Genomic DNA, 22639 nt, shown 5'->3' with positions numbered 1-22639 from the left:
CGTCGTTCACTCGGTGCCGTCCGTGCTCACGGTGCGGCCGGCATGCAGGGCCGCGGCCATGCGCATGCCCTCGGACCAGGCCACCGGGCCGACCTCGGTCAGTGGAAGCCTCCGGTGCCCGTCCTCGTCGCTCCAGCTCAGGCCGCCGGTCCAGGCCTTCTCCTCGGCGTAGGGGTCGCTCATGCCGACCACGGCGGTGACGATGCGTCCGGCGTCCCTGATCCGGTCGACGACGCTGCTGCCGGAGATCTTGTAGCCGAGGGACGTGGCACGGGAGGAGAGGTGGAACCACGAGCGGTACTCGGCACCGGCGAACTCGGTGATCGTCTCCGCGGCGCCATCGATGTCGGCGGGCTTCAGCCAGGTGGCGCGGTGGAGCTGTTCCACGCCCTGGACGACCCCCAACTCGGCCGCGAAGGAACGGAGTTCCTCCAGGTCCGGCAGGAGGACCGGGTGGGGCATGGTCACCGTGCGGGGGGCCAGACGGATGGTCTCGCCGTCCAGGTTCACCACCCGCAGTGCGCACGAGTCGTCCGCGTCGCGCAGCAGGCCGACCTCGCCGGGTCCGTCACCGACCACGACGATGTCGCGCAGCGCCGCCTGCCACGCCTCGTCCGGCCAGACCCGCGCGAGCAGCCCGGTCGCCACCGGCAGCGAGGACACCATCCAGGTGTCGACCTGTGCCGCGCACTCGGCCGCGTGTCTGTCCAGCCACTCGGCGAAGCGCTGGAGTTCGACGACTTCGGGGCGCTCGCGTATCTCCGCCGGCAGGGTTCTCTCCGGCTCTCGCGCCGGGTCTCCGTCCTGCCCGGCCGGGGACTTCGCCGACGCGGACCGCGCCACCACCCGGCCCTCCACCAGAGCCACTTCGTATGTGTCGCCCGCTGCCAGCCAACCCATGCGCTCTTCGCCTCTCCCGTCACTCGGAACACCCGGCACAGCACGTGGGGCGGCCCCGATCGGCGGGCCCCGCTGTGACGTTGGCGAAAGACTAGGGGCACCCACCGACACTTCCCGTCGCCTCCCCTTCCGTGAGACGGAAGAGGCGTTGCCGCCCCGCCGTGCGCGGCCCGACGATGCCACCACCCACGACGGACGGGAGCCGCAACGATGCCGCACATGACCGCCTTCGCCAGGAACCAGTGGTACGTCGCCGCCTACAGCCACGAGGTGGGGCGCGAGTTGCTGGGACGCACGGTTCTCGGTGAGCCGCTCGTGCTCTACCGCACCGAGGAGGACGGGAGCCCGGTCGTCCTGCACGACCGCTGCGTGCACCGCCGCTACCCGCTCTCCGAGGCGCCGACCCGGCTCGACGGCGACCGGATCGTGTGCGGGTACCACGGGTTCACGTACGACACGACCGGCACCTGCGTGTACGTGCCGGGTCAGAAACGCGTCCCGCGCACCGCACGCGTCGCCTCCTACCCGGTGGTGGAGCAGGACTCGCTGGTGTGGGTCTGGATCGGCGACGCGGCACTGGCCGACCCCGAAGCGGTGCCGCGGGCCCGGCACCTGGACTCCCCCGGCTGGGTCACGGTCCGTGGCATGGAGCCGATCGACGCCGACTACGGGCTGCTGGTCGACAACCTCCTGGACCTCTCCCACGAGACGTATCTGCACGGCGGTTACATCGGCACGCCCGAGGTCGCGCAGACGCCGATCACCACGGAGGTCGACGAGGGCGCCGGGATCGTCCGGGTGAGCCGGCACATGGACGACGCGGAGTGCCCGCCGTTCTACGCCAAGTCCACGGGCGTCCAGGGCCGCATCGACCGCTGGCAGGACATCGAGTACCACGCGCCGTGTCTGTATCTGCTGCACAGCAGGGTGGCTCCCACCGGTGTGGTGCCCGAGCCCGGCGGCGACGATCCGCACGGCTTCCACACCGAGATCACCTACGCCATCACGCCGTCCGCCGACGGGAAGGTGTACGACTTCTGGGCCGTCTCGCGGGACTGGGCCACGGACGACGCCGAGGTGACCGAGTTCCTGCGGAAGAACAACCACACGGTCGTCATGCAGGACGTCGACGCGCTCGACCTGCTCCAGCGCACACTCGGCGCCGAGCGCACCGGCTACCAGGAGCTGAGCATCAACATCGACACCGGTGGCCTGGCGGCCCGCCGCATCCTGGCCCGGCTGGTGGAGGAGGGCGACAAGCCCGTGCAGCGGGCGGCCCCGTGAGCGGGCGCACCGGCGAGGTCTACCGCATCGACTGGGTGCCCGGCACCGACGTCCTGCACGGCACCTGTCACTGCGGCGCCGAGCACACCGCCGAGGATCCCGTCGCGATGTGGGACTGGATGCTCGCCCACCCACAAGGACACGACCTCGGAGACAGCGGCTCATGACCGTGTATGAGACCGAACTCGTCGTCGAGCGGCGGGAGTCGGTGGCCGAAGGCGTCCTCGTCCTCGACCTGCGCCACCCCCTGGGCGAACCGCTGCCCGCCTGGGAGCCCGGCGCGCACATCGACGTCGTCCTCGGCCCGGACCTGGAGCGGCAGTACTCACTGTGCGGCGACCCGGCCGACCGGAAGGTGTGGCGGATCGCCGTGCTGCGCGAGGCCACCGGGCGAGGCGGATCGGCGTACGTGCACGGGGAGTTGAGGATCGGCGACAAGGTCCGGGTGCGCGGCCCGCGCAACCGCTTCCGGCTGGAGCCGGCCGCCCGCTACCGCTTCGTCGCCGGCGGCATCGGCATCACCCCGCTGCTGCCGATGCTGGCCGCCGCCGAGGAGGCGGGCGCCCGGTGGAGCCTGCTCTACGGCGGGCGGACGCGGAACAGCATGGCGTTCGCCGGGGAGTTGGAGCGGTACGGCGACCGGGTCACGTTCGCTCCCGAGGACGAGGCAGGGCTGCTGGACCTCGCCTCCGTGCTCGACGACGTGCCGGAGGGCACCCTCGTCTACTGCTGCGGGCCCGGTCCGCTGCTGGACGCCGTCGAGGCGCGGTGCCCGGCCGGGATCCTGCGCGTGGAGCGGTTCAGTCCCGGGGAGGTGACGGACGGCGGCCCGGACACGGAGTTCGAGGTCGCGCTCGCGCGCAGCGGGCGTACGGTCACCGTCCCGCCCGGCGTTTCCGTCCTGGACGCGGTCCGCGAAGCCGGCGTCGAGGTGCTCTACTCCTGCACGGAGGGGACCTGCGGCACCTGTGAGACCGAGGTCGTCGAGGGCGAGCCCGACCACCGGGACTCGGTCCTCACCGAGCAGGAGCGGGCCGCCGGGGAGACCATGCTCATCTGCGTGTCCCGGTGTCGTGGGCGGCGGCTCGTGCTGGACCTGTGACGCCCGGGCCCGCGGCCCCCGGGCCGGTGACGCCCGGACCCGTGACCCCCGGACCCGTGATCCGCAGGTCCGCGTCGATCCGGGCGACGGTGGCCAGGAGGTGCGGCAGCAGGTCCCGGCGTACGGAGTCCAGGGAGTTGCGGCCGGCGTGCACCGCGATGTTCACGCCGGCCACCACCTCGCCGTCCCGGTCGCGCACGGGCGCGGCGACGGACCTGAGGCCGTCCTCCAGTTCCTGGTCGACGAGCGCGTACCCCTGCCGGCGCACCCGGCGCAGTTCGGCGCGCAGGGCGTCCGCGGAGGTGAGGGTCCGGGCGGTGTGCGGGCGCAGGTCGGCGCGGGCGAGCCGGGAGTCGATCTCGGCGTCCGGCAGGTCGGCGAGGATCACCCGGCCCACGGAGGTCAGGTGGGCCGGGAAGCGTGTGCCGACGGTGATCGACGCGGTCATGATGCGGCTGGTCGGGACGCGGGCGACGTACACGACGTCGTCGCCGTCCAGGACGCACAGCGAGGACGACTCCCGTATCTGCGCGACGAGTTGCTCCAGATGGGGCTCGGCGATCTGCGGCAGGGTGAAGCCGGCCAGGTAGGAGTAGCCGAGTTCCAGCACGCGCGGCGTGAGGCGGAAGCGGCGGCCGTCGGTGTGGACGTAGCCGAGGTCGGCCAGGGTGAGCAGGAAGCGGCGGGCCGCCGCGCGGGTCAGTTCCGAGGCGCGGGCGACCTCGCTCAGGGTCAGTGCCGGATGCTCGGCGTCGAAGGCCCGGATGACGGCGAGGCCGCGTTCGAAGGACTTCACGAAGTACGGTGCGCGGGCTGCGTCTTCGGACATCTGGCCTCCGGCAGAAGCCGCACGGCGGGCCGGTGCGGCGGGACGTGCGGTACGAACGACCGTACGCGCTGCGCACGCTATGAGTGCGTGTCGTGCACTGTCAACGACTCCCGGTTGAATCCTCAACGGCCCATCGCGCCAGGAGCATTGACCCGGACTCGCGCGGGCCCTACGTTCCCGCTGAGCACGTTCGTGCTCTCTGCGCACAGCCTGTCGGAGCACCTGGTCCGGTCCCACAGGGGGAGTCATGCGTCGTCTGTTCGTCGGCCTCACGGCCGTTTCCGTCCTGGCCGCCGCCACGGCGTGCGGCTCGTCCGACGACTCCGGGGGGTCCGGAGGGTCCGACGCGTCCGGCGGCACCACCGAGGTCAAGGTGGGTCTGATCCCCATCGTCGATGTCGCGCCGCTGTACCTGGGTCAGAAGAAGGGCTTCTTCGAGGAGCGCGGGCTGAAGCTGTCCTTCTCCAGCGCGCAGGGCGGCGCGGCGATCGTGCCCGGCGTGGTCAGCGGGCAGTTCGAGTTCGGCTTCAGCAACATGACGTCGCTGATGATCGCCCAGTCCAACAACGTGCCCGTGAAGGCGGTGGCGAACGGCATCGCCTCCACCGGCGAGGTGGGCAAGGACTTCGAGGCGCTCACCGTCAAGGGCGACAGCCCCGTCAAGTCGGCGAAGGACCTGGAGGGCAAGAAGGTCGCCATCAACACGCTGAAGAACATCAACGAGACCGCGGTACGGGCCTCGGTGCGCAAGGCGGGCGGCGACCCCGACAAGGTGGAGCTGGTCGAGCTGGCCTTCGACCAGATGCCGGCCGCGCTCGACGCCGGGCGGATCGAGGCGGCGATGGTGGTGGAACCGGCGCTGGCCACGGTCAAGAGCCAGGGCGGCCGGGAGATCGCCTCCCCCATGATCGACGTCGCGCCGAAGCTCACCGTCGCCATGTACTTCACCTCCACCAAGTACGCGCAGGAACACCCGGAGATGGTGAAGAAGTTCCAGGAGGCCACCGCCGAGTCCCTCTCGTACGCCGATTCCCACCCCGACGAGGTCCGCGAGATCGTCACCACGTACACGAAGATCCCCGCGGACGTGCTGGCGAAGGTGACCCTGCCGAAGTGGCCGGCCGAGCCGAACCGTGCCGCCATCGAGGAGCTGGCGAAGCTCGGCGAGGCGGACGGCCTGTTCAAGCAGACGCCCGACCTGGACAAGCTGCTGCCGTGAGGGGCGCCAACGCCGCACTCGGCGCGGCCGGGCTCGCGGCCTTCCTCGCCCTGGGCGAGGCGGTGCCGCGGCTCGGCCTGGTCAAGGAGGAGTACTTCCCGCCCACCAGCCGCATCGCCGACGCGCTCGGCACGGAGGTCGCGGACGGCGCCTTCTGGAGCGCGCTCGGCGACACCCTCACCGGCTGGGCGCTGGGACTGGCGATCGCGGTCGGCGCCGGGATCGTGGCGGGCGTACTCCTGGCCGTGGTGCCGTACCTGCGCGAGGCGACGGCGTCCACGATCGAGTTCCTGCGCCCGATCCCGTCGGTCGCGCTGATCCCGCTGGCCGTGCTGATGTACGGCACCGAGCTGCGGTCGGTGCTGCTCCTGGTCGTGTACGCCTCCTTCTGGCAGGTGCTGATCCAGGTCCTGTACGGCGTCCAGGACATCGACCCGGTCGCGGAGGAGACGGCGCGGTCGTACGGCCTGGGCACCTGGGCGCGGATCCGGCACGTGCTGTGGCCGACCGCGCTGCCGTACGTGATGACCGGGGTGCGGCTGGCGGCGGCCGTCGCGCTGATCCTCGCCGTCACCGCCGAACTGGTCATCGGGGCTCCGGGCCTTGGCGCCCGGATCGCCGTGGCGCAGACCTCGCAGGCGGTGCCCGAGATGTACGCGCTGATCGTGGTCGCCGGTCTGCTCGGGCTGCTGATCAACGTGGGGGCCCGGTCGGTGGAGCGGCGGGCGCTGGCCTGGCACCAGTCGGTGCGCGGGGAGGTGGCGGTGTGAGGCGCCTGCTGCTGCGGCTGGTGTTCGTGCTCGCGCTGCCCGCCGTACTGGTGGCCGTGTGGTGGGCGGCCTCGGCCGGCAGCGAGGACGTGTACTGGCCGCCACTGAGCACGATTCTGGAGACCTTCCCCGACGTGTGGACCGGCGAGCGGTGGCGCGGTGACGTGCTGCCCAGCGTGCTCAGGCTCGCGGCGGGCTACGCGCTCGCGGCCGTCGCCGGTGTCGCGCTCGGCACGCTCATCGGCTCCTACCGGCGGGTGCGGGCGGTGTGCGAGCCGGTGCTGGAGTTCCTGCGCGCGGTGCCGCCGCCGGTGCTGGTGCCGGTGATCATGCTGTTCGCGGGCATCGGCGACACGATGAAGATCGTCGTCATCGCGACGGGCTGTGTCTGGCCGGTGCTGCTCAACACGGTGGAGGGGGTCCGGGCGGTCGACGCGGTGATGGCCGAGACGGCCCGCTCCTACGGCGTCACGGGCGTGGCACGGCTGCGGCACGTGGTGCTGCGCTCGGCGAGCCCGCAGATCTTCGCGGGGCTGCGCCAGGCGCTGTCGATCGGGATCATCCTGATGGTGATCAGCGAGATGTTCGCCGCCAGCAACGGGCTCGGTTTCACCATCGTGCAGTTCCAGCGTTCCTTCGCGATCCCCGACATGTGGACCGGCATCCTGCTGCTCGGTCTGCTCGGCTTCGTCCTGTCGGTCCTCTTCCAGCTGGTCGAGCGGCGGGCGCTCGGCTGGTACCACGGCCTGCGCGCCGCCGCCCGGCGGACCAGGTGACGCTCTGAAAGGGCGGTCCATGCTCGACGTACGCGGCCTGAACAAGGTGTACGAGGGATCGGGGCGGCGCGTCGAGGCGGTGCGCGACCTGACGTTCACCGTGGCGGCCGGTGAACTGGTCTGCCTGGTCGGCCCGTCGGGCTGCGGCAAGACGACGCTGCTGAAGTGCGTGGGCGGGCTGCTCGAACCGACGGCCGGGGAGGTGTTCCTGGCCGGGCGGAAGGTGGCCGGTCCGCCGCCGGGGATGGCGTTCGTCTTCCAGGAGTACGGGCGCAGCCTGTTCCCGTGGATGCGGGTCGGGGCGAACGTGGAACTGCCCCTGCGGCAGAAGGACCTGAGCAGGGCGCGGCGCCGGGAGCTGGTCGCCGACGCCCTCGCCTCGGTCGGGCTCGCGGACGCCGCCGGGGCCTATCCGTGGCAGCTCTCGGGCGGCATGCAGCAGCGGGTGGCCATCGCGCGGGCGCTGGCGTACGAGCCCGAGGTGCTGCTGATGGACGAGCCCTTCGCGGCGGTGGACGCGCAGACCCGCGCCGACCTGGAGGACCTGGTGCGGCGGCTGTGGCGGGAGCGCGGGATCACGATCCTGTTCGTCACCCATGACATCGACGAGGCCGTCTACCTGGGCGAACGGGTGATCGTGCTGTCCGCCTCCCCCACCGTCGTGCGCGAGCAGCTCCAGGTCGACCTGCCCGGCGGGCGGGACCAGGCGCACACCCGGGTGGCTCCGCGCTTCGCCGAGCTGCGCACCCATGTGTACGAGCAGATCCAGGCGGCGAAACGCGGGGCGGCCGGGCCGGTCAAGACGGACGCGCCGCCACCCCACTGAACCCGGTCACCCCACTGGCCCCGCTCACCCCACTGAACCCGGCCGGCCGCGCGGCCGGTCACTCGGCGGCCGGGACCACCCTGAGGTGGGAGGGGGTGCGGCGGGGACGCGGCGAGCGGTGTGCGGCGCGGCGCGGCTCCCGCAGGACCAGCGTCAACCGGGTGTAGCCCAGCTCCTCCAGCGCCCTGGGGGTCTCGACCACGACCCGGCACTCGGTGGTGCCCCGGCGCGGGTCGGGGTGGTGCAGCGGCCGTACGGCACCGTCGTGTTCGACGGCCCGCGCGCCGACGGCGCGGATCCAGTGCGGCAGGCCCTGGCGGTAGGCGGCCTCCATGATCGGGTCCTGCGCGATGTCCCTGCGGACGGCCTGGAGGCCCGGGTCGTGGCCGTACCGCTCCAGGGCGGCGGCGAAGTGCGCCAGCATGGGCAGGCACCAGCTCGACTCGTGCTCGCCGAGGACCTCGGCGGCGTCCGGGTGGAAGAGGACGAATCTGAGGAAGTTGTCGTCCGGCATGGCCGTGGGATGCGGTCCCGCGCCTTGGAAGAGTGTCCGGAAGGCGCCGTTGACCATCACCACGTCCCAGCCGTGGTCGACGACGAGAGAAGGAAACGGCACCGCCTCCAGGAGCGCGGCGTAGTCCTGGAGATAGGCCTGGGCCTCGGGGGTCGCGGGGGCGGGCCGCGGCACCGGCCGCTGCCCTCCTGCCTGAAATGCCATCGGGAGGTCACCCCTCTTGCCTATGCGGCCTTCTCGCGGCGTCCCGCATCCTGGTGCCCCGACGCGAGGCGTGTCAACTATCGTGGCATTTCGTGCCTGTTGACGGCTGAAATAGGCCACAGTTGTGGCGATACCTGGATGTGAGTTCGAGCGGCAGGCTACTCTCCGGAAAGTTCACGGCAACCGCTTGTGAGAAGCCTGTGAGGCCTGTGAGAGACGTAGGAGAGCTGTCGGTGACGGGTGGCTTCGAAGGTCCGGGCGCCATGCCGACCACCGTGCTGACCGCGCTCGTCGCCCGGGTCGCCGCACTCGCGGACCGGCTCGGCGTGGCGCACACCGAGGTCTTCGACGTCGGCCGGCTGTCCGCCGCCTCCGGAGTCCCCGAGCCCGTCGTCGGGGCCCTGCTCGGCGGCCGGCCCGCGGGCGAGCCCGATGTGCAGACCCGGTTCGTGCAGCGCCTGGACCTGCTGCGCCGCACCCGGCTGAAACCGAACGGCCGCAAGTACACCCAGCAGGAGATAGCCGACGGCGCCGGCATGTCGCGCCAGCAGGCGGGTGCGCTCATCAACGGCGACCGGCGTCCCACCATGGAACACTGCGACGCCATTCAGCGCTTCTTCCGGGTGCACGCCGGATTCCTCACCGCCGAGGACCCCGAGGCGCTCTCGGGCGTCCTCCAGCACACCGAGCAGGAACTGCTCCAGCAGCTCGCCGACCGGGAGCGGGAGGCGGCCGCCGCCGCCGACGACCCGCTGGAGCGGCTGCTCCAGGACCACGGCGTGCGCGGCATCGCCTGGCGGGCCGCCCAACTGCCCACCGACAAGCACCGCGACAAGGTCGCCGAGTGGCTGGACATGCTCCTGGAAAGCGTCAAGCGGCCCGAAGCATGAGCCCGTCGTGAGCCCGGGGAGAGACGTGGCCATCGGTAAGGAGATGCGCCGCCTGTGCGGCGAGTTGGTGGGGGAACTGACGCTCCCCGCGCCCGCACAGCCCACCGAGCTGTACGCGGCGCTGTGCGGGGCGATGAGCCGGCGCCGGGGCCGCCCGGTGCTCTTCCGCATGGCGGCTTTCCCGCCCGGGACCGCCAGCGGCCTGTGGCTCGACATGACGGACCGGGACCTGGTCGTCGTGGAGGAACGCACCGCGCCCGGACACCAGTTGGTGATCCTGGGGCACGAGCTGTGGCACATGCAGGCCGGGCACGGCGGGCACGACGTCGAGGGGGCCACGGTCGCGGCCCGGCTGCCGGCCCCGGACGGGACGGAGCGGGACGAGGAAGCGCTGCGCGCCACCGTGCGCACGGTGGCCGCGCGCTCCCGCTTCGACCTCGCCGACGAGCGGGAGGCCGAGGCCTTCGGGCTGCTGCTGGCGAGCAAGTGCCGTACCTGGCTCGCCGGTTCGTCACTGCGCGGGCCGGTGCAGCGGGACCACCTGGCGGGACGGATCGAGGCGTCGCTGGGCTACCTGGGCTGACGGCCCGAGCGGATCGCGCCGGACAGTGCCCGGGGACGGGGCTCGGCGGGATTGTCAGTGGTGGACGGCAAGCTGGGAGGGTGCCACCGCCGTGCGGGGGCGCGTGAGAGCTGACGTCGTTGTGGGGAGAGCCGACCGATGACCACCGCCGTACTGACCGACCACGAGCGCACCGCCGTTCAGGCCTACCTGCGGCTCCTGCACACCGTGCGGGCCGGTTTCGACACCGGGGCGGGTCCGGGCGATCCTCCCCGGCCGCCCGTCGTCCCGCCCTCCGTGCTGGCCGAGGCCGAGCGGGCCCTGGAGGCCGCGGGCCTGACCGGGAACGAGGAGGCGTTCTTCCGGCTGCTGCGGAACTGGTGTCCGCGCCCCTGACGCGAGCAGGGACGGGCCGGCCCGCCGCTCGGCTTTCGGCGCTCGGCACTCGGCACTCGGCACTCGCCCGGGACGGCGCGGTTCGCCGTTCAGGTGCGCGGGACCGTGACCACCGTGGCGACCAGGCCGTCCCGGGCGGCCCAGCGGCCGTCGAAGTGGGTCAGACGCCTGCCGTCCACGGTCGGTCCCGGCACCAGGAGGGCGGCGCGCAGGGCGCCGCCGCGGGGGTCGCCCGGGCTCAGGGAGATCTCGATGTCCGCTTCGGTGAAGTCCAGCCACTTCCCGGTGAGGGGGAACCACGCCTTGTAGACGGACTCCTTGGCGCTGAACAGCAGCCGGTCCCAGTGGATGCCCGGCCGCTGCGCGTCCAGCCGGCGCAGCCGCGCCGCCTCGGCGGGCAGGGCGATGCTGTCCAGGACGCCGTCCGGCAGCGGCCCGTCGGGTTCGGCGTCGATGCCGAGGGAGGCGAGGTCGGTGCGGCGGACCAGGGCGGCGGCGCAGTAGCCGTCGCAGTGGGTCATGCTGCCCGCCAGGCCGGCCGGCCAGCGCGGCGCCCCGCGTTCGCCGGTCAGCACGGGCTGCGCGGGCACGCCGAGCTTCTCCATGGCCCGGCGGGCACAGGACCGTACGACGGTGAACTCCCGGCGTCGCTTGGCGACCGCCCGCGCGATGATCTCCTCCTCCTCCGGATGGAGCGGCAGGTGTCCGGTGTCGTCGTGGCCGTACGCCTCGACGGTGACGACGGTGCCGGGCAGCAGTTCGCCGATCAAGGGGCCACCTCCTGGCGCGACGGCGAGGGCAGGATGCGGCGCAGCCCGCCGGGCGGTCCCGGCCGCTTGCGCCACTCGCGGGGGTAGCCCACCGAGACCTCCTCGAAGCGGACCCCCTCGTGCCAGGTGGTGCGCGGGATGTGCAGATGCCCGTAGACCATGGTGTCGACGCGGAACCTGCGGTGCCAGTCGGCGGTCAGCGAGGTGCCGCACCACATGGCGAACTCGGGGTACCACAGGACGTCGGTGGGGTGCCGGTCCAGGGGGTAGTGGTTGACGAGGACGGTCGGGAGACCGGCGGGGAGCGCGGCGAGCCTGCGCTCGGTCTCGGCGACCCGCGCCCGGCACCAGGCCTCGCGGCTGGGGTACGGGTCGGGGTGCAGCAGGTACTCGTCGGTGCACACGACGCCGGTGCCGTGGGCGTATTCCAGGCCCTCGTCCTTGGTCGTGCGTCCGGCGGGCAGGAACGAGTAGTCGTAGAGCAGGAAGAGGGGCGCGACGACCGCCGGGCCGCCCGCGCCCTCCCACACCGGGTAAGGGTCCTCGGGTGTGGTCACGCCCAGCTCGCGGCAGGTCTCGACGAGGTGCTCGTAGCGGGCGACGCCGCGCAGCGCGACCGGGTCCTTGGGGTGGGTCCACAGTTCGTGGTTGCCGGGGGCCCAGACGACACGGCGGAAGCGGTTCGCGAGGGTGCCGAGCGCCCAGCGGATGTCGTCGACGGTCTCCGCCACGTCGCCGGCCACCAGCAGCCAGTCGTCGTCGGACTCGGGGCGCGTTCTCTCGACCAGGGCGCGGTTCTCCGCGTATCCGACGTGCAGGTCGCTGATGGCCCACAGTTGCCCCGGAGCGCCGGCCGTCGACGTCATCCCCCACCCCTTCCGGACGCGCGTTCGATGCCACGAGATCACATGCCCGCCCCGGTCACAAGGGCGGCCCCGCCCCGCCGGAGCAGGTTCGGAGGACCGGCGCGGGGCGGTGCGGGGGCATCCGCGTGACGCGCGTTGCGTTCCGGGGCGCGCGTACCCCTATGATCGCCCCAACACCACCGCCACGACTCTCCCCTCGCGCAGAGCGGCCCGGTGTCCCTCCAAACCCCTGGCCGGGCACGGCCCGCTCAGGCCTGCCCGCGAACCCCGGAAGGCGGCTTGCATGGTTTCTCCCGTACGCGTCTGGCTCAACCGCACGTACGCGGAGAACGTCTTCTTCATGGATCAGCTGCGGAGAAATCCCGCCGACCGGGCCGTCGAGATCCATGCCACGCACGGCGACCCGGACTCCCCCGTACTGGCCGCCGCGGACACCGCCGACCTGGAGCCGGAGGGCCTGTCCCCGGCCGGTTACGTCGAGTACGCGCTCGACCAGTGCGCGCGGCGCGGCATCGACGTGTTCGTGCCCCGGCTGCACCAGTCGGCGATCGTCGCCCACCGTGCCGAGTTCGAGGCGGCCGGTACGGCACTGCTCGCGCCGCCGCCGGAGGCGGTGGCCGTCTTCCAGGACAAGATCATCGCCTACGAGGCGCTCCGGGCGATCGGCGTGCCGGTGCCGCCGTGGTGGCGGGTCCGCACGGCGGACGAACTGGTCCTCGCGGTGGAGGAACTGGAGGAGGGCGGCCACCGGGCGTGCTTCAAGCCGGCGTCCGGCGCGGGTGGCGTGGGCTTCCGGATGGTCACCCGGGACCCCTTCTCGCTCGCACACCTGAACGGCTTCCCGAGCCCGTCCGTGCCGCTGCCCCTGGTCGTCGAGGCGCTGCGGGCGGCCGAGGAGCCCGTGGACTGGCTGGTGATGCCGCGCCTGGAGCAGCCGGAGGTCTCGGTGGACTGCCTCACCGGGCCCGACAACCGGGTGCGGCTGGCGGTGGGACGCACCAAGAACGGCCGCCGCCGCGGGTTCACCCTCCACGAGCAGTGGCTGGCCCCGGCGCGGCGGATCGCCGAGGCATTCGGGCTGCACCACCTGTCCAACGTGCAGTTCCGGATGTACGGCGACCGGCCCGTCCTGATGGACGTCAACACCCGCCCGGCCGGCGGGCTGCACCAGCTGGCGCTGTGCGGGATCAACATGCCGTGGGCGGCGGTCCGGCTGGCCCTCGGCGACGACCCGGGCGAGCTGGAGCCGCCGTTCCTGGGCCAGGACTACACGGTGGTGTCCGGCCCACGTCCCCTGCGCCCGGTCTCCCTGCCCCACCAGCGCACGGACCTCGCCGCCGTTGCGTCGTCCGCGCCGACACCGATGGCGGCGACGACGGCGACGGCGGCACCGATGGCGTCCGCGCCGGGGGCCCGTCGGCGGGGAGTCCCGGCACCGGACCCGGCGGCCGGCGCTCCCGCGTAGCGGGCGGCGCGCGGGCCGGCCCGGTTCACCTCAGGTACGCCAGCCCCGGGTGGACCGCCGCGTACCCGTCGACGAGGCGGTGGGCGACGTTGACCGAGTCGACGAGCGGGTGCAGGGCGAAGGCGCGCACGGCGGCCGCGCGGGAGCCGTTCTCGGCCGCCGTCAGGATCTCGCGTTCGACGGCCTTGACGGCACAGACCAGTCCGGTGGCGTGGTCCGGCAGCGGGTCGACGGCCACCGGGTGGGCGCCGTTCGCGTCGACCAGGCAGGGGACCTCGATCACGGCGTCGGGGTCGAGCGCGGACAGCGTGCCGCGGTTGCGGACGTTGAGGATCAGGGTGGCGCGTTCGTCGCGGGCGACGGCCCGCATCAGCGCCAGCGCCACCTTCTCGTAACCGCCGGACAGGTCGTCGGCCTCGCGCTCGCCCGCACCCGCGCTCTCCCGGTTCTCGGCCATGTAGGTGGCCTCGCGTTCGGCGCGGGTACGGTCCCAGGTCGCGAGCGCCGGGGCGTCGGGGCGGCGCATCGCGTCGTAGAAACCGGCCTGCTGGTCGCGCAGGAACGCGCCGCGGGTGCGGTCGGCCTCCTGGTAGGCGCGGACGGTCTCCCGGTTGAAGTAGTAGTAGTGCAGGTATTCGTTGGGGACCGCGCCGAGGGACCGCAGCCACTCGGGGCCGAAGAGCCGGCCCTCCTCGAAGGAGCCCAGCAGCGCCGGGTCGGCGAGCAGCCGCGGGAGTTCGTCGCGTCCCGCGACGCGCAGGCCCCGTACCCAGCCGAGGTGGTTGAGGCCCACGTAGTCGATCCAGGCGCGGTCGGGATCGGCGCCCAGCACGCGGGCGATGCGGCGGCCGAGGCCGACCGGCGAGTCGCAGATGCCGATGACGCGGTCGCCGAGGTGCCGGGACATCGCCTCGGTGACCAGGCCGGCCGGGTTGGTGAAGTTGATGACCCAGGCGTCGGGCGCCAGCCGGGCCACGCGGCGCGCGATGTCGACGGCGACCGGGACGGTGCGCAGTCCGTACGCGATGCCGCCCGCGCCGACCGTCTCCTGCCCGAGGACGCCCTCGGCGAGCGCCACCCGTTCGTCGTCGGCCCGCCCCTGGAGGCCGCCGACGCGGATCGCGGAGAACACGAAGTCGGCGCCGCGCAGCGCCTCGTCCAGGTCGGTCGTCGCGGTCACCTCCGGAGCGTCGGGCACCTTGGCGGCCTGCTCGGCCAGCACCCGGGTCACCGCCGTCAGCCGGTCCGCGTCCAGGTCGTGCAGGACGACGTGGCTGACGCGTCCCTCGCCGCGGTCCCCGAGGAGCGCCCCGTACACGAGCGGCACCCGGAATCCGCCGCCGCCCAGAATCGTCAGCCTCACGCCCGCGCCCTTCCGTCGCCCGGCCCCACTTCGGTCTGGCGCCGATCATGGCACGCCCCGCTCCGCCGGCTCACCGAACCGACCGCACACGCACCCGCAACGACCCCTGTCCGGGACCCCGCGGGCGCCGTACGCTCGGCCCGAGCCCTCGACCCCTCGACCCCCCGATCCGCCTCACGAGGATGCCCGGCATGACCGCCCTCCCCCACTCCCCGCCGAGCCCGCCCGGGGGCGCTCCCACCGCGCCCGAGCGGCTGCTCTCCGTGCTCGCCGCGTTCGACCACGCGCATCCGGCGCTGTCCCTGACGGACATCAGCCGGCGGGCCGGGCTGAGCCTGACCACCGCGCACCGGCTGGTGCGTGCCCTGACCCGCTGGGGCGCCCTGGAGCGGGACGGGTCGGGTGTGTACCACGTCGGACTGCGGCTGTGGGAGGTGGCCGCGCTCGCCCCGCGCGGTCTCGCGCTGCGGCAGGTCGCGCTGCCGTACCTGGAGGACCTGTACGAGGCGACGCACGAGAACGTGCAGCTGGCGGTGCGGGACGGTGGCGAGGTCGTCTACACCGAGTGGCTGGCGGCGCGGTCGTCGGTCGGCGTGCACATCCGGGTCGGCGCCCGCTGGCCGCTGCACGCCACCGGGGTCGGGCTCGCCCTGCTCGCGCACGGCGAACCGGGGTTCCAGGAGACGTACCGCACGGGACCGCTCGCCTCCTTCACCCCGTACACGATCACCGATCCGGTACGGCTGCGCCGGGTCCTGGCCGAGGTGCGGCGCACCGGGGCCGCGGTGAGCGACCGGCAGATCACCGACGACGCCCTGTCGGTGGCGGCGCCGGTGCACGGCCGCGACGGCGCGGTGACGGCGGCCGTCTCGGTCGTCGTCCCGTACGCGGACGCGCAGGTGCCGACGCTGGTCCCGGCGGTGCGGCTGGCGGCACGCGGGATCTCCCGCGCACTGGGCTGGCGCCCCGAGGGCCCCGCGCGCCGGGGCCCGGATATCCCTCTCACCGGTGAGGACGAGGTCGCGAACCCCTCGTAATACTGGGACGGCCCTTGCCCGAGGAGCCGCTCATGTCCACCCGGTCCCCGCTCGCCCCCGTTCTCGCACGGCTGCGTACGACGCACCCCTACGCCGTGGACGCCGCCGTCGCCGCGCTGGTCCTGTTCGCCGTGTCCCTTCAGTGGCTGTTCCCGGACGAGGGGGACGACCCGCTGACGTGGCGGGGCTGGCTGCTCGGGGCCGCCACGGCCCTGCCGCTGGTGTGGCGGCGTGCGGCGCCCTTCGCGACCGCCTGCGCCGTGTCGGTGGCCACCCCGGCCCAGGCGGTGTACCACGCGCCGCCGCCCGACCTGATGTACGGCGGGTTCGTCGTCCTCTACACGCTGGCTGCGCTGGCCCGGCCCTGGCAGCGGCGGGTGATGCTGGCGGGCTGGCTGATCGGGGTCGCCGCCACCATCAGCCACAAGGAGGACGCCGAGCCGTTCGAGTACGCCTTCCAGCTGCTGAGCATCGTGTGCGCCTACGCGCTGGGCTCGCTCACCCGGACGCAGCGTGCCTACACCGCCGAACTGGAGGACCGGGCGCGCAGGCTGGAGCGCGAGCGGGCGGCCGACACGGCACGGGCCACGGCGCAGGAACGCGCCCGCATCGCCCGGGACATGCACGACATCCTGGCGCACGCGGTCAGTCTGATGGTGGTGCAGGCCGAGGCCGGACCGGTCGTCGTACGCAGTGATCCGGCGCGCGCGGAGGCCGCGTTCGACGCGATCGCGACCGCGGGGCGGGATGCGATGGCCCAACTGCGGCGCATCCTCGGGGTACTCAAGCAGGAGCGGCTGGACCTCGTGCCGCAGCGGCTGCCCCAGCCGGGCCTGGCCGCGCTGCCGGGGCTGGTCCGCCAGGTCGGCGAATCGGCCGGCCTGCGCGTGGAGTTGCGAGTGACGGGCGAACCGCGTCCGCTGCCGTCCGACACCGAGGTCGCCGCCTACCGCATCGCTCAGGAGGCCCTCACCAACACGGTCAAGCACGCGTACGCTTCCAGCGCGGCGGTCGGACTGGACTGGGCGGAGGACGCGGTGACCCTGACGGTGACGGACGACGGACGGGGGCCGTCGGCCCCGGGCGGCGGCGGGCACGGGCTGATCGGCATCCGGGAGCGGGCCGCCGCGTGCGGGGGCGAGGCCACCGCCGGCGGCAGGCCGGACGGCGGCTTCCGGGTCGTCGTACGCCTGCCCGTGGCGGCCGGACGGCGGGCGGCGCTCGGGTGAGCATCCGCGTGGTCGTCGCCGACGACCAGGAGCTGGTGCGCAGCGGGTTCAGCATGATCCTGGAGGCGCAGGCCGACATCGAGGTGGTCGCCGAGGCCGGGGACGGCGCGGAGGCGGTCGCCGCGGTCGAGCGGTACGCGCCCGACGTGCTGCTGCTGGACATCCGCATGCCGGTCATGGACGGCCTCGACGCGGCCCGGCGGGTGTGCGCGCGCTCCGCCTGCAAGGTCGTCATGCTGACCACGTTCGACCTGGACGAGTACGTGTACGAGGCGCTGTACGCGGGCGCCAGCGGCTTCCTGCTCAAGGACGTGCGCCGGGACGACCTGGTGCACGCGGTGCGGGTGGTCGCGGCCGGTGACTCGCTGCTGGCGCCCGCGGTGACGCGCCGGCTGGTCGCGGACATCGTGCGGCGCAGGCGGGAGGAGGCGACGGCCGACGCCACCCCGCAGCGCCTGGAGGTGCTGACCGCGCGCGAGGTGGAGACGCTGCGGCTGCTGGCGCGGGGACTGTCCAACTCCGAGATCGCCACGACCCTGTTCGTGAGCGAACACACCGTCAAGACCCATGTCAGCAACGTGCTGGGCAAGCTCGGTCTCAGGGACCGGGTGCAGGCGGTGATCTGCGCGTACGAGACGGGTCTGGTGGCCCCCGGCTCCCCCTGACGGGTGAGGCGGGGGCCGCTCTCCCCCGTACGGGCGAGTCCCGCAAACCGCTCCCCGGGGCGATCCGTCGGACCCCCGGCGGACCCGACGCTGGTGGCGATGGAGCAAGACCTATCGCCGGGAGGGACCGTGCTGTCCACACTCGCCCGGGCGGCGACCCGCCGCCCCTTGACCGTCATGCTCCTGTGGGGGCTGTTCCTGATACTCGGCTTCGGCCTCGGGACCGGCGTCTTCGGGAAGCTCTCCGACGACGTGCCCGACGTCCCGGGCACCGAGTCGCAGGTCGCCGCCGAACATCTGGACGGGCTGGACCCGGCAGGCGACTCGATCACCGGCGTGGTCGAGGCCGCCGCCGTCTCGGATCCCGCGGTGCGCGCCGAGGTGCGCGGGGCCGTCGCCGACCTGAGGGACCTCGCGGGCGTCGCCGCGGTCCCCGACCCGTACGCCACGCCCGGACTGGTCGCCGAGGACGGGCGGGCGCTGCTCGTGCCCGTCACCCTGGAGGGCGGTCTCGACGACGACGCCGAGGAGACGGCGGTGGGGGCCGCGGCCGACCGGCTGCACGGGATCGACGCGAGCGAGGTGTCCGGGGTCCACGTCAGCGGTGGGCCGCTGCTGGGCGAGCAGCTCGGTGAGCGCGCCCAGGAGGACGTGAAGAACGCGGAGTTGATCTCGCTGCCGGTCGTCCTGGTGCTGCTGCTCGTGGTGTTCGGCGGGCTGCGTGCGGCCGGGCTGCCGTTGCTGGTGGCGGTGGCCGGGATCGCGGGCGCGTTCCTCGCGCTGTCCGGCTTCAGCCAGTTCACCGACATCTCCGTGTACGCGATCCAGGTCACCACGATGCTGGGTCTCGGACTCGCGGTGGACTACGCCCTGCTGATGCTGGTGCGCTTCCGCGAGGAGCGGCGGCACACCCCGGACGTGGTGGAGGCCGTTCACCGCACCGTCGCCGCGGCCGGGCGGACCGTGCTGTTCTCCGGGCTGACGGTGGCCGTGAGTCTGGCCGGGCTGCTGGTCTTCCCGAGCACGTTCCTGCGCAGCATGGGTCTGGCGGTCGCGGCGGTGGTCGTCGTCGACATGCTGGCCGCGCTGACGCTGCTGCCCGCGCTGCTGGCCAGGTTCGGCGGGAGGATCGCCCCGGCGAAGACGCGGCCCGCGGCCGAGGAGGGCCGGCTCTTCGCCCGCCTGGCCCGCTTCGCCGCCCGCCGGCGGGTGGCCGTCCTCGCGGTGGCCGTCCCGGCCCTGCTGGTGCTGGCGCTGCCCGTCACCGGCATGCGCATCGACATCGGGGACGCGCGGCAGCTTCCGAAGAGCACCGAGGCACGGCAGTTGTACGACGCCGTCGACGCGCACTTCCCGCCGGGCACCGGTGTCTCGCCGGTCGCGGTGGTCCTGCGGCCCGGCACCGACGCCGCGACGGCCGACCGGATCGGCGCGCTCGCACCGGGCACCATCAGCCGTGATCTGCCCGGTGGCACCACCGTGCTCGAACTGCCCCCGGGCGGCCCGGCGGACGGCACGGAGGCCACCGAACTGGTCGAGCGCGTACGGGACCTGCGCGGCGACGAGCCCGTCCAGGTGACCGGCACCGCGGCCCAACTGGTCGACTTCCGGCAGATGCTCGCCGACCGGGCGCCGTGGGCGGCGCTGACCGTGCTGGCCGGGATCTTCGTGCTGCTGTTCGCCTTCACCGGATCGGTGCTGCTGCCGCTGCGCACCGTCGCGACCACGCTGCTCAGCCTCGGGGCCGCCCTCGGCGCGGTGGTCTGGGTGTTCCAGGACGGTCATCTGGCCGGGCTGATCGGCGCCGAGGGGCTGGGCGCGCTGAGCCTGACGGCCCCTCCGTTGATCATCGCCATCGCCTTCGGACTCGCCATGGACTACGAGCTGTTCATCCTGGCCCGGATGCGCGAGGCCCGCGAGCAGACCGGCGACGACCGGGAGGCCGTGGTGAGCGGACTGCGCCGCTCCGGCCGGGTGGTGACCTGCGCCGCGCTGCTCCTCGCGGTGGTGTTCGGCGCCTTCATGACGGGCGGCTTCTCGCCGATCCTGCAGATCGGGCTCGGCCTCACCCTGGCGGTGCTGATCGACGCCACCGTCGTACGGATGCTGCTGGTGCCGGCGACCATGGCGCTGCTCGGCCGCCGCGCCTGGTGGGCCCCGAGGCCGCTGCGCCTGGCGCACGAGCGGTTCGGTGTGCGCGAGCAGGCCGCCGGGCCGGCCGAGCCGCAGCCGGTGCGCAACTGAGACGGCGGGCGCCGGGTGGGCCCTGGTGCCTGCCCGGCGCTTTGCCGCCGTTCGCCGCCTTCGCGACGTTCACGGGCTGAACTCCCGCCCGCAGAAAGGGTTTTCTCGGCTTCACCTCTTGACGGCTGCGGCGGCGGAGAGCACATTGGCGGCACTTTGAGAGCGCTCTCACCGCACCTCCCCGTGAGCGCACTCGGACCGTCCTCGCTTCCCACCCCCGCATCCCCGCATCCCCGCATTCGAGAGGCGACCCCCATGAGAGAAACCTCCGGCAACCCTCCCAGACGAAGGCCGCTGCGCCGGGCGCTGGTGGCCGTCGTCGGCACGCTCGGCCTCGCCGCGGCCGCCACCGCCGTCACCGGACCGTCGGCGGGCGCCACCGTTCCGCCGCCCCCGTCCGGCTGGACGCAGGTCTTCGCCGACGACTTCGACGGCGCGGCCGGCTCCGGCGTGAACACCTCCAACTGGCAGTACGACACCGGCACCTCGTACCCCGGCGGCCCCGCCAACTGGGGCACCGGCGAGATCGAGACGATGACGTCGTCCCCGAGCAACGTCTCGCTGGACGGCGGCGGCAACCTGCGCATCACCCCGCAGCGCGACGGCGCCGGCAACTGGACCTCGGGCCGCGTCGAGACCAGGCGCGCCGACTTCGAGCCCCCGGCCGGCGGCAAGCTGCGCGTGGAGGCCCGTATCCAGGTCCCGAACGTCACGGGGGCCGCGGCCAAGGGCTACTGGCCGGCGTTCTGGATGCTGGGCGCGCCCTACCGGGGCAACTACTGGAACTGGCCCGGTGTCGGCGAGATCGACATCATGGAGAACACCCAGGGCCTCAACACCGTCTGGTCCACGCTGCACTGCGGCACCTCGCCCGGCGGCCCCTGCAACGAGACCAGCGGCATCGGCGGCAACACCCCGTGTCCCGGCGCCACCTGCCAGGCGGGCTTCCACACCTACCGGGTGGAGTGGGACCGCTCGACGAGCGTGGAGGAGATCCGCTTCTACGTCGACGGCAACAACTTCCACACCGTCCGCGCCAACCAGGTCGACGCGACGACGTGGGCGAACGCCACCAACCACGGCTACTTCATCATCCTCAACGTGGCGATGGGCGGCGGCTTCCCGGACGCCTTCGGCGGCGGCCCGGACGGCGGCACCCAGCCCGGCCACTCCATGCTCGTGGACTACGTCCAGGTGCTGTCGGCCGGTGGGAGCGGTACCACGCCACCTCCGACCGGCGGTGACCGCGACGCGTACAGCGCCATCGAGGCCGAGTCGTACGAGGCCCAGTCCGGCACCATGACCGAGGGCACCTCGGACTCGGGCGGCGGCCGCAACCTGGGCGCGCTCGCGAACGGCGACTGGGTCCAGTACAAGGGCGTGAAGTTCGGTTCGAGCGCGGCGACCCAGTTCAAGGCCAGGGTGGCGAGCGGTGCGGCCGCCGGCGTCAGCGGTCTGGTTCAGGTGCGCCTGGACAGCCGCACCAGTACACCGGTCGGCAGCTTCGCCGTGGGCAACACGGGCGGCTGGCAGTCGTGGCGGACGATCCCGGCGAACATCACCGCGGTGACGGGCACGCACGACGTGTACCTGACCTTCACCAGTGGCCAGGGCGCCGACTTCGTGAACGTGAACTGGTTCAGCTTCGGCCGCTGAGCGGCGACCAGACCGCTGAGCGGCGACCGGCCCCCCGCAGGAGGGCGAAGGGGCTCACGCGTGCACGCGTGAGCCCCTTCGTCGTGCCGTGCGCAGTTCGTCAGCGCAGCTCCGCCCGGAACGCCGCCGGTGTCTGGTCGGTGTGCTGCTGGAAGAACTTGGAGAAGTTCGCCGCGTCCGGGAAGCCGACCGCCGCGCCGATCCGGCCTATCGGCATCTCGGTGTGGGCGAGGAGCCGCTTGGCCTCCAGGACGACGCGCTTGTCGATGAATCCCTTGGGCGTCTCGCCGGTGGCGGCGCGCACCGCGCGCACCAGGGTGCGGCGGGAGTAACCGAGCGCGTCGGCATAGGCGCTGACGCTGTGATTGGTGGCGAAGCCCCGCTCGACCGCGTCCCGGAAGAGGGTGAAGGTGCTGTCCCCCGGCGCCTCCGCGCGCCCCTCCCGCGCCGCCCGGGACGAACGGGCCGCCAGGTGCGCGAGGCGCAGCAGGAACGCGGACAGGGTGTGGCGCAGTACGGCGGTGTGCAGGCTGAGCGGGAGCGTGGTCGCGTCCTCGTACTCGCGCCGCAACTGGTCGAGCGCCGCCGTGAGCCCGGCGAGCCGGGCCGGGTCGGGGTGGAGCAGGGGCGGCAGGTCGTAGCGGTAGAGGCCGGTGGCCTCCACGGTGGCGCGGGGCAGGAAGCCCGGCTGCATGGTCAGCACCGTTCCGCGGTACTCGCCGTCCGGCGCGAAGCGGTGGACCTGGCCGGGACGGATCCACAGCAGATCGCCGGCCGACGCCTCGTACTCGGCGAAGTCGATCATGTGACGGACCGGACCGCCGGTGAAGAGCATGACGATGTGGAAGTCGATGCGGTGCACGCGGTGCGGCGGGACCTGCGCGTGCCAGGTGCGGCCTGCGCCCATGGGGCCGACCTGCATGCCGACACCGAGGAGGCTGAGATCGACCGGGAAGGGGAACGTTCTGATCCCGTCGGCCGGCCTGTCGCCGTCTTGGATGCTTTCGTCCGCCATGTCCTTCTCGCGCCGTCCCGCCCGTGCGCCCCGGAGCCGGGGCGTGTCCCAGTTTCA

Annotated in this window: 23 protein-coding genes; 16 read left to right on the top strand and 7 right to left on the bottom strand. The window is 73.2% G+C overall.

The genetic code is table 11. From position 1 onward, the window contains the following. Positions 1-6: 6 nt before the first annotated feature. Positions 7-900, bottom strand: a complete 894-nt coding sequence (locus ACGH7X_RS33050; RefSeq protein WP_399892289.1) for a DUF4132 domain-containing protein — start codon at positions 898-900, stop codon at positions 7-9. A gap of 210 nt (positions 901-1110) precedes the next feature. On the opposite strand from ACGH7X_RS33050, the gene ACGH7X_RS33045 reads away from it, so the two are divergent. Genes ACGH7X_RS33045 through ACGH7X_RS33035 form a run of 3 tightly spaced genes read left to right on the top strand, consistent with a single transcriptional unit; the run spans position 1111 to position 3286 of the window. Continuing rightward, complete coding sequence (locus ACGH7X_RS33045) at positions 1111-2184, top strand: Rieske 2Fe-2S domain-containing protein (protein ID WP_399892286.1); 1074 nt, start codon at positions 1111-1113, stop codon at positions 2182-2184. Further along, a complete protein-coding gene (locus ACGH7X_RS33040; protein ID WP_399892283.1) occupies positions 2181-2351 on the top strand; it encodes a hypothetical protein in 171 nt (56 codons plus the stop codon). Before ACGH7X_RS33045 ends, ACGH7X_RS33040 begins: the two co-directional genes overlap by 4 nt. After that, on the top strand, positions 2348-3286 hold the full coding sequence (locus ACGH7X_RS33035; protein WP_399892280.1) for a PDR/VanB family oxidoreductase: 939 nt from the start codon (positions 2348-2350) through the stop codon (positions 3284-3286). Before ACGH7X_RS33040 ends, ACGH7X_RS33035 begins: the two co-directional genes overlap by 4 nt. Here the strand turns inward: ACGH7X_RS33035 and ACGH7X_RS33030 are convergent. Then, positions 3237-4115, bottom strand: a complete 879-nt coding sequence (locus ACGH7X_RS33030; RefSeq protein ID WP_399892277.1) for an IclR family transcriptional regulator C-terminal domain-containing protein — start codon at positions 4113-4115, stop codon at positions 3237-3239. The two genes, ACGH7X_RS33035 and ACGH7X_RS33030, sit on opposite strands and share 50 nt — an antisense overlap. Positions 4116-4362: 247 nt before the next feature. On the opposite strand from ACGH7X_RS33030, the gene ACGH7X_RS33025 reads away from it, so the two are divergent. From ACGH7X_RS33025 to ACGH7X_RS33010, 4 genes are read left to right on the top strand one after another with little or no spacing between them, the layout of a single operon-like run. After that, positions 4363-5334 (top strand): ABC transporter substrate-binding protein, encoded by a 972-nt coding sequence (locus tag ACGH7X_RS33025; RefSeq protein ID WP_399892274.1) that lies wholly within the window; start codon positions 4363-4365, stop codon positions 5332-5334. After that, on the top strand, positions 5331-6104 hold the full coding sequence (locus ACGH7X_RS33020; protein ID WP_399892271.1) for an ABC transporter permease: 774 nt from the start codon (positions 5331-5333) through the stop codon (positions 6102-6104). Before ACGH7X_RS33025 ends, ACGH7X_RS33020 begins: the two co-directional genes overlap by 4 nt. Beyond that, positions 6101-6880 carry an ABC transporter permease gene (locus ACGH7X_RS33015; RefSeq protein ID WP_399892268.1) on the top strand — a complete coding sequence of 260 codons (780 nt, stop codon included), beginning with the start codon at positions 6101-6103 and terminating at the stop codon, positions 6878-6880. Before ACGH7X_RS33020 ends, ACGH7X_RS33015 begins: the two co-directional genes overlap by 4 nt. Before the next feature lie 19 nt (positions 6881-6899). Further along, entirely contained in the window at positions 6900-7706 is an 807-nt protein-coding gene (locus ACGH7X_RS33010; protein WP_399892265.1) for an ABC transporter ATP-binding protein, read from the top strand. A 58-nt stretch (positions 7707-7764) separates the two neighbouring features. On the opposite strand, the gene ACGH7X_RS33005 is transcribed toward ACGH7X_RS33010, so the two are convergent. Beyond that, on the bottom strand, positions 7765-8424 hold the full coding sequence (locus tag ACGH7X_RS33005; RefSeq protein ID WP_399892262.1) for a hypothetical protein: 660 nt from the start codon (positions 8422-8424) through the stop codon (positions 7765-7767). Positions 8425-8657: 233 nt separating this feature from the next. On the opposite strand from ACGH7X_RS33005, the gene ACGH7X_RS33000 reads away from it, so the two are divergent. From ACGH7X_RS33000 to ACGH7X_RS32990, 3 genes are all read left to right on the top strand, one after another. Continuing rightward, on the top strand, positions 8658-9314 hold the full coding sequence (locus tag ACGH7X_RS33000) for a helix-turn-helix domain-containing protein (RefSeq protein WP_399897505.1): 657 nt from the start codon (positions 8658-8660) through the stop codon (positions 9312-9314). Between the two features lie 43 nt (positions 9315-9357). After that, positions 9358-9897 (top strand): toxin-antitoxin system, toxin component, encoded by a 540-nt coding sequence (locus tag ACGH7X_RS32995; RefSeq protein WP_399897502.1) that lies wholly within the window; start codon positions 9358-9360, stop codon positions 9895-9897. A gap of 138 nt (positions 9898-10035) precedes the next feature. Further along, entirely contained in the window at positions 10036-10272 is a 237-nt protein-coding gene (locus tag ACGH7X_RS32990) for a hypothetical protein (protein WP_399892259.1), read from the top strand. Positions 10273-10361: 89 nt separating this feature from the next. On the opposite strand, the gene ACGH7X_RS32985 is transcribed toward ACGH7X_RS32990, so the two are convergent. Then, positions 10362-11042: a 4'-phosphopantetheinyl transferase gene (locus tag ACGH7X_RS32985; protein ID WP_399892256.1), complete on the bottom strand. Its 681-nt coding sequence runs from the start codon at positions 11040-11042 to the stop codon at positions 10362-10364. Next, positions 11039-11908, bottom strand: a complete 870-nt coding sequence (locus tag ACGH7X_RS32980) for a metallophosphoesterase family protein (protein WP_399892254.1) — start codon at positions 11906-11908, stop codon at positions 11039-11041. The genes ACGH7X_RS32985 and ACGH7X_RS32980 overlap by 4 nt, the downstream gene beginning before the upstream one ends. Before the next feature lie 283 nt (positions 11909-12191). On the opposite strand from ACGH7X_RS32980, the gene ACGH7X_RS32975 reads away from it, so the two are divergent. Continuing rightward, entirely contained in the window at positions 12192-13373 is a 1182-nt protein-coding gene (locus tag ACGH7X_RS32975) for an ATP-grasp domain-containing protein (RefSeq protein WP_399892251.1), read from the top strand. 25 nt (positions 13374-13398) lie between these two features. Here ACGH7X_RS32975 and ACGH7X_RS32970 read toward each other — a convergent pair whose 3' ends face one another. Then, complete coding sequence (locus tag ACGH7X_RS32970) at positions 13399-14736, bottom strand: 6-phospho-beta-glucosidase (protein WP_399892248.1); 1338 nt, start codon at positions 14734-14736, stop codon at positions 13399-13401. Between the two features lie 191 nt (positions 14737-14927). Here ACGH7X_RS32970 and ACGH7X_RS32965 point away from each other — a divergent pair, with 191 nt between their 5' ends. From ACGH7X_RS32965 to ACGH7X_RS32945, 5 genes are all read left to right on the top strand, one after another. Then, a complete protein-coding gene (locus ACGH7X_RS32965; RefSeq protein WP_399892245.1) occupies positions 14928-15773 on the top strand; it encodes an IclR family transcriptional regulator in 846 nt (281 codons plus the stop codon). Positions 15774-15805: 32 nt separating this feature from the next. After that, positions 15806-17002 (top strand): sensor histidine kinase, encoded by a 1197-nt coding sequence (locus ACGH7X_RS32960; RefSeq protein ID WP_399892242.1) that lies wholly within the window; start codon positions 15806-15808, stop codon positions 17000-17002. Beyond that, the gene (locus ACGH7X_RS32955; protein ID WP_399892239.1) at positions 16999-17667 is read left to right on the top strand and encodes a response regulator; all 669 of its coding nucleotides are present in this window, start codon (positions 16999-17001) and stop codon (positions 17665-17667) included. The genes ACGH7X_RS32960 and ACGH7X_RS32955 overlap by 4 nt, the downstream gene beginning before the upstream one ends. Positions 17668-17796: 129 nt before the next feature. Continuing rightward, entirely contained in the window at positions 17797-19911 is a 2115-nt protein-coding gene (locus tag ACGH7X_RS32950) for an MMPL family transporter (RefSeq protein WP_399892236.1), read from the top strand. Positions 19912-20166: 255 nt separating this feature from the next. Next, complete coding sequence (locus ACGH7X_RS32945; RefSeq protein WP_399892234.1) at positions 20167-21567, top strand: glycoside hydrolase family 16 protein; 1401 nt, start codon at positions 20167-20169, stop codon at positions 21565-21567. A gap of 100 nt (positions 21568-21667) precedes the next feature. On the opposite strand, the gene ACGH7X_RS32940 is transcribed toward ACGH7X_RS32945, so the two are convergent. Beyond that, positions 21668-22582: an AraC family transcriptional regulator gene (locus ACGH7X_RS32940; protein WP_399892231.1), complete on the bottom strand. Its 915-nt coding sequence runs from the start codon at positions 22580-22582 to the stop codon at positions 21668-21670. Positions 22583-22639 lie beyond the last annotated feature (57 nt).

The sequence above is a fragment of the Streptomyces sp. BBFR51 genome, from assembly GCF_044591655.1.
Classification (GTDB): Bacteria; Actinomycetota; Actinomycetes; order Streptomycetales; family Streptomycetaceae; genus Streptomyces.
Note: the sequence above shows the minus strand (reverse complement) of the source record. Positions and strands in the feature narration are given on the sequence as shown.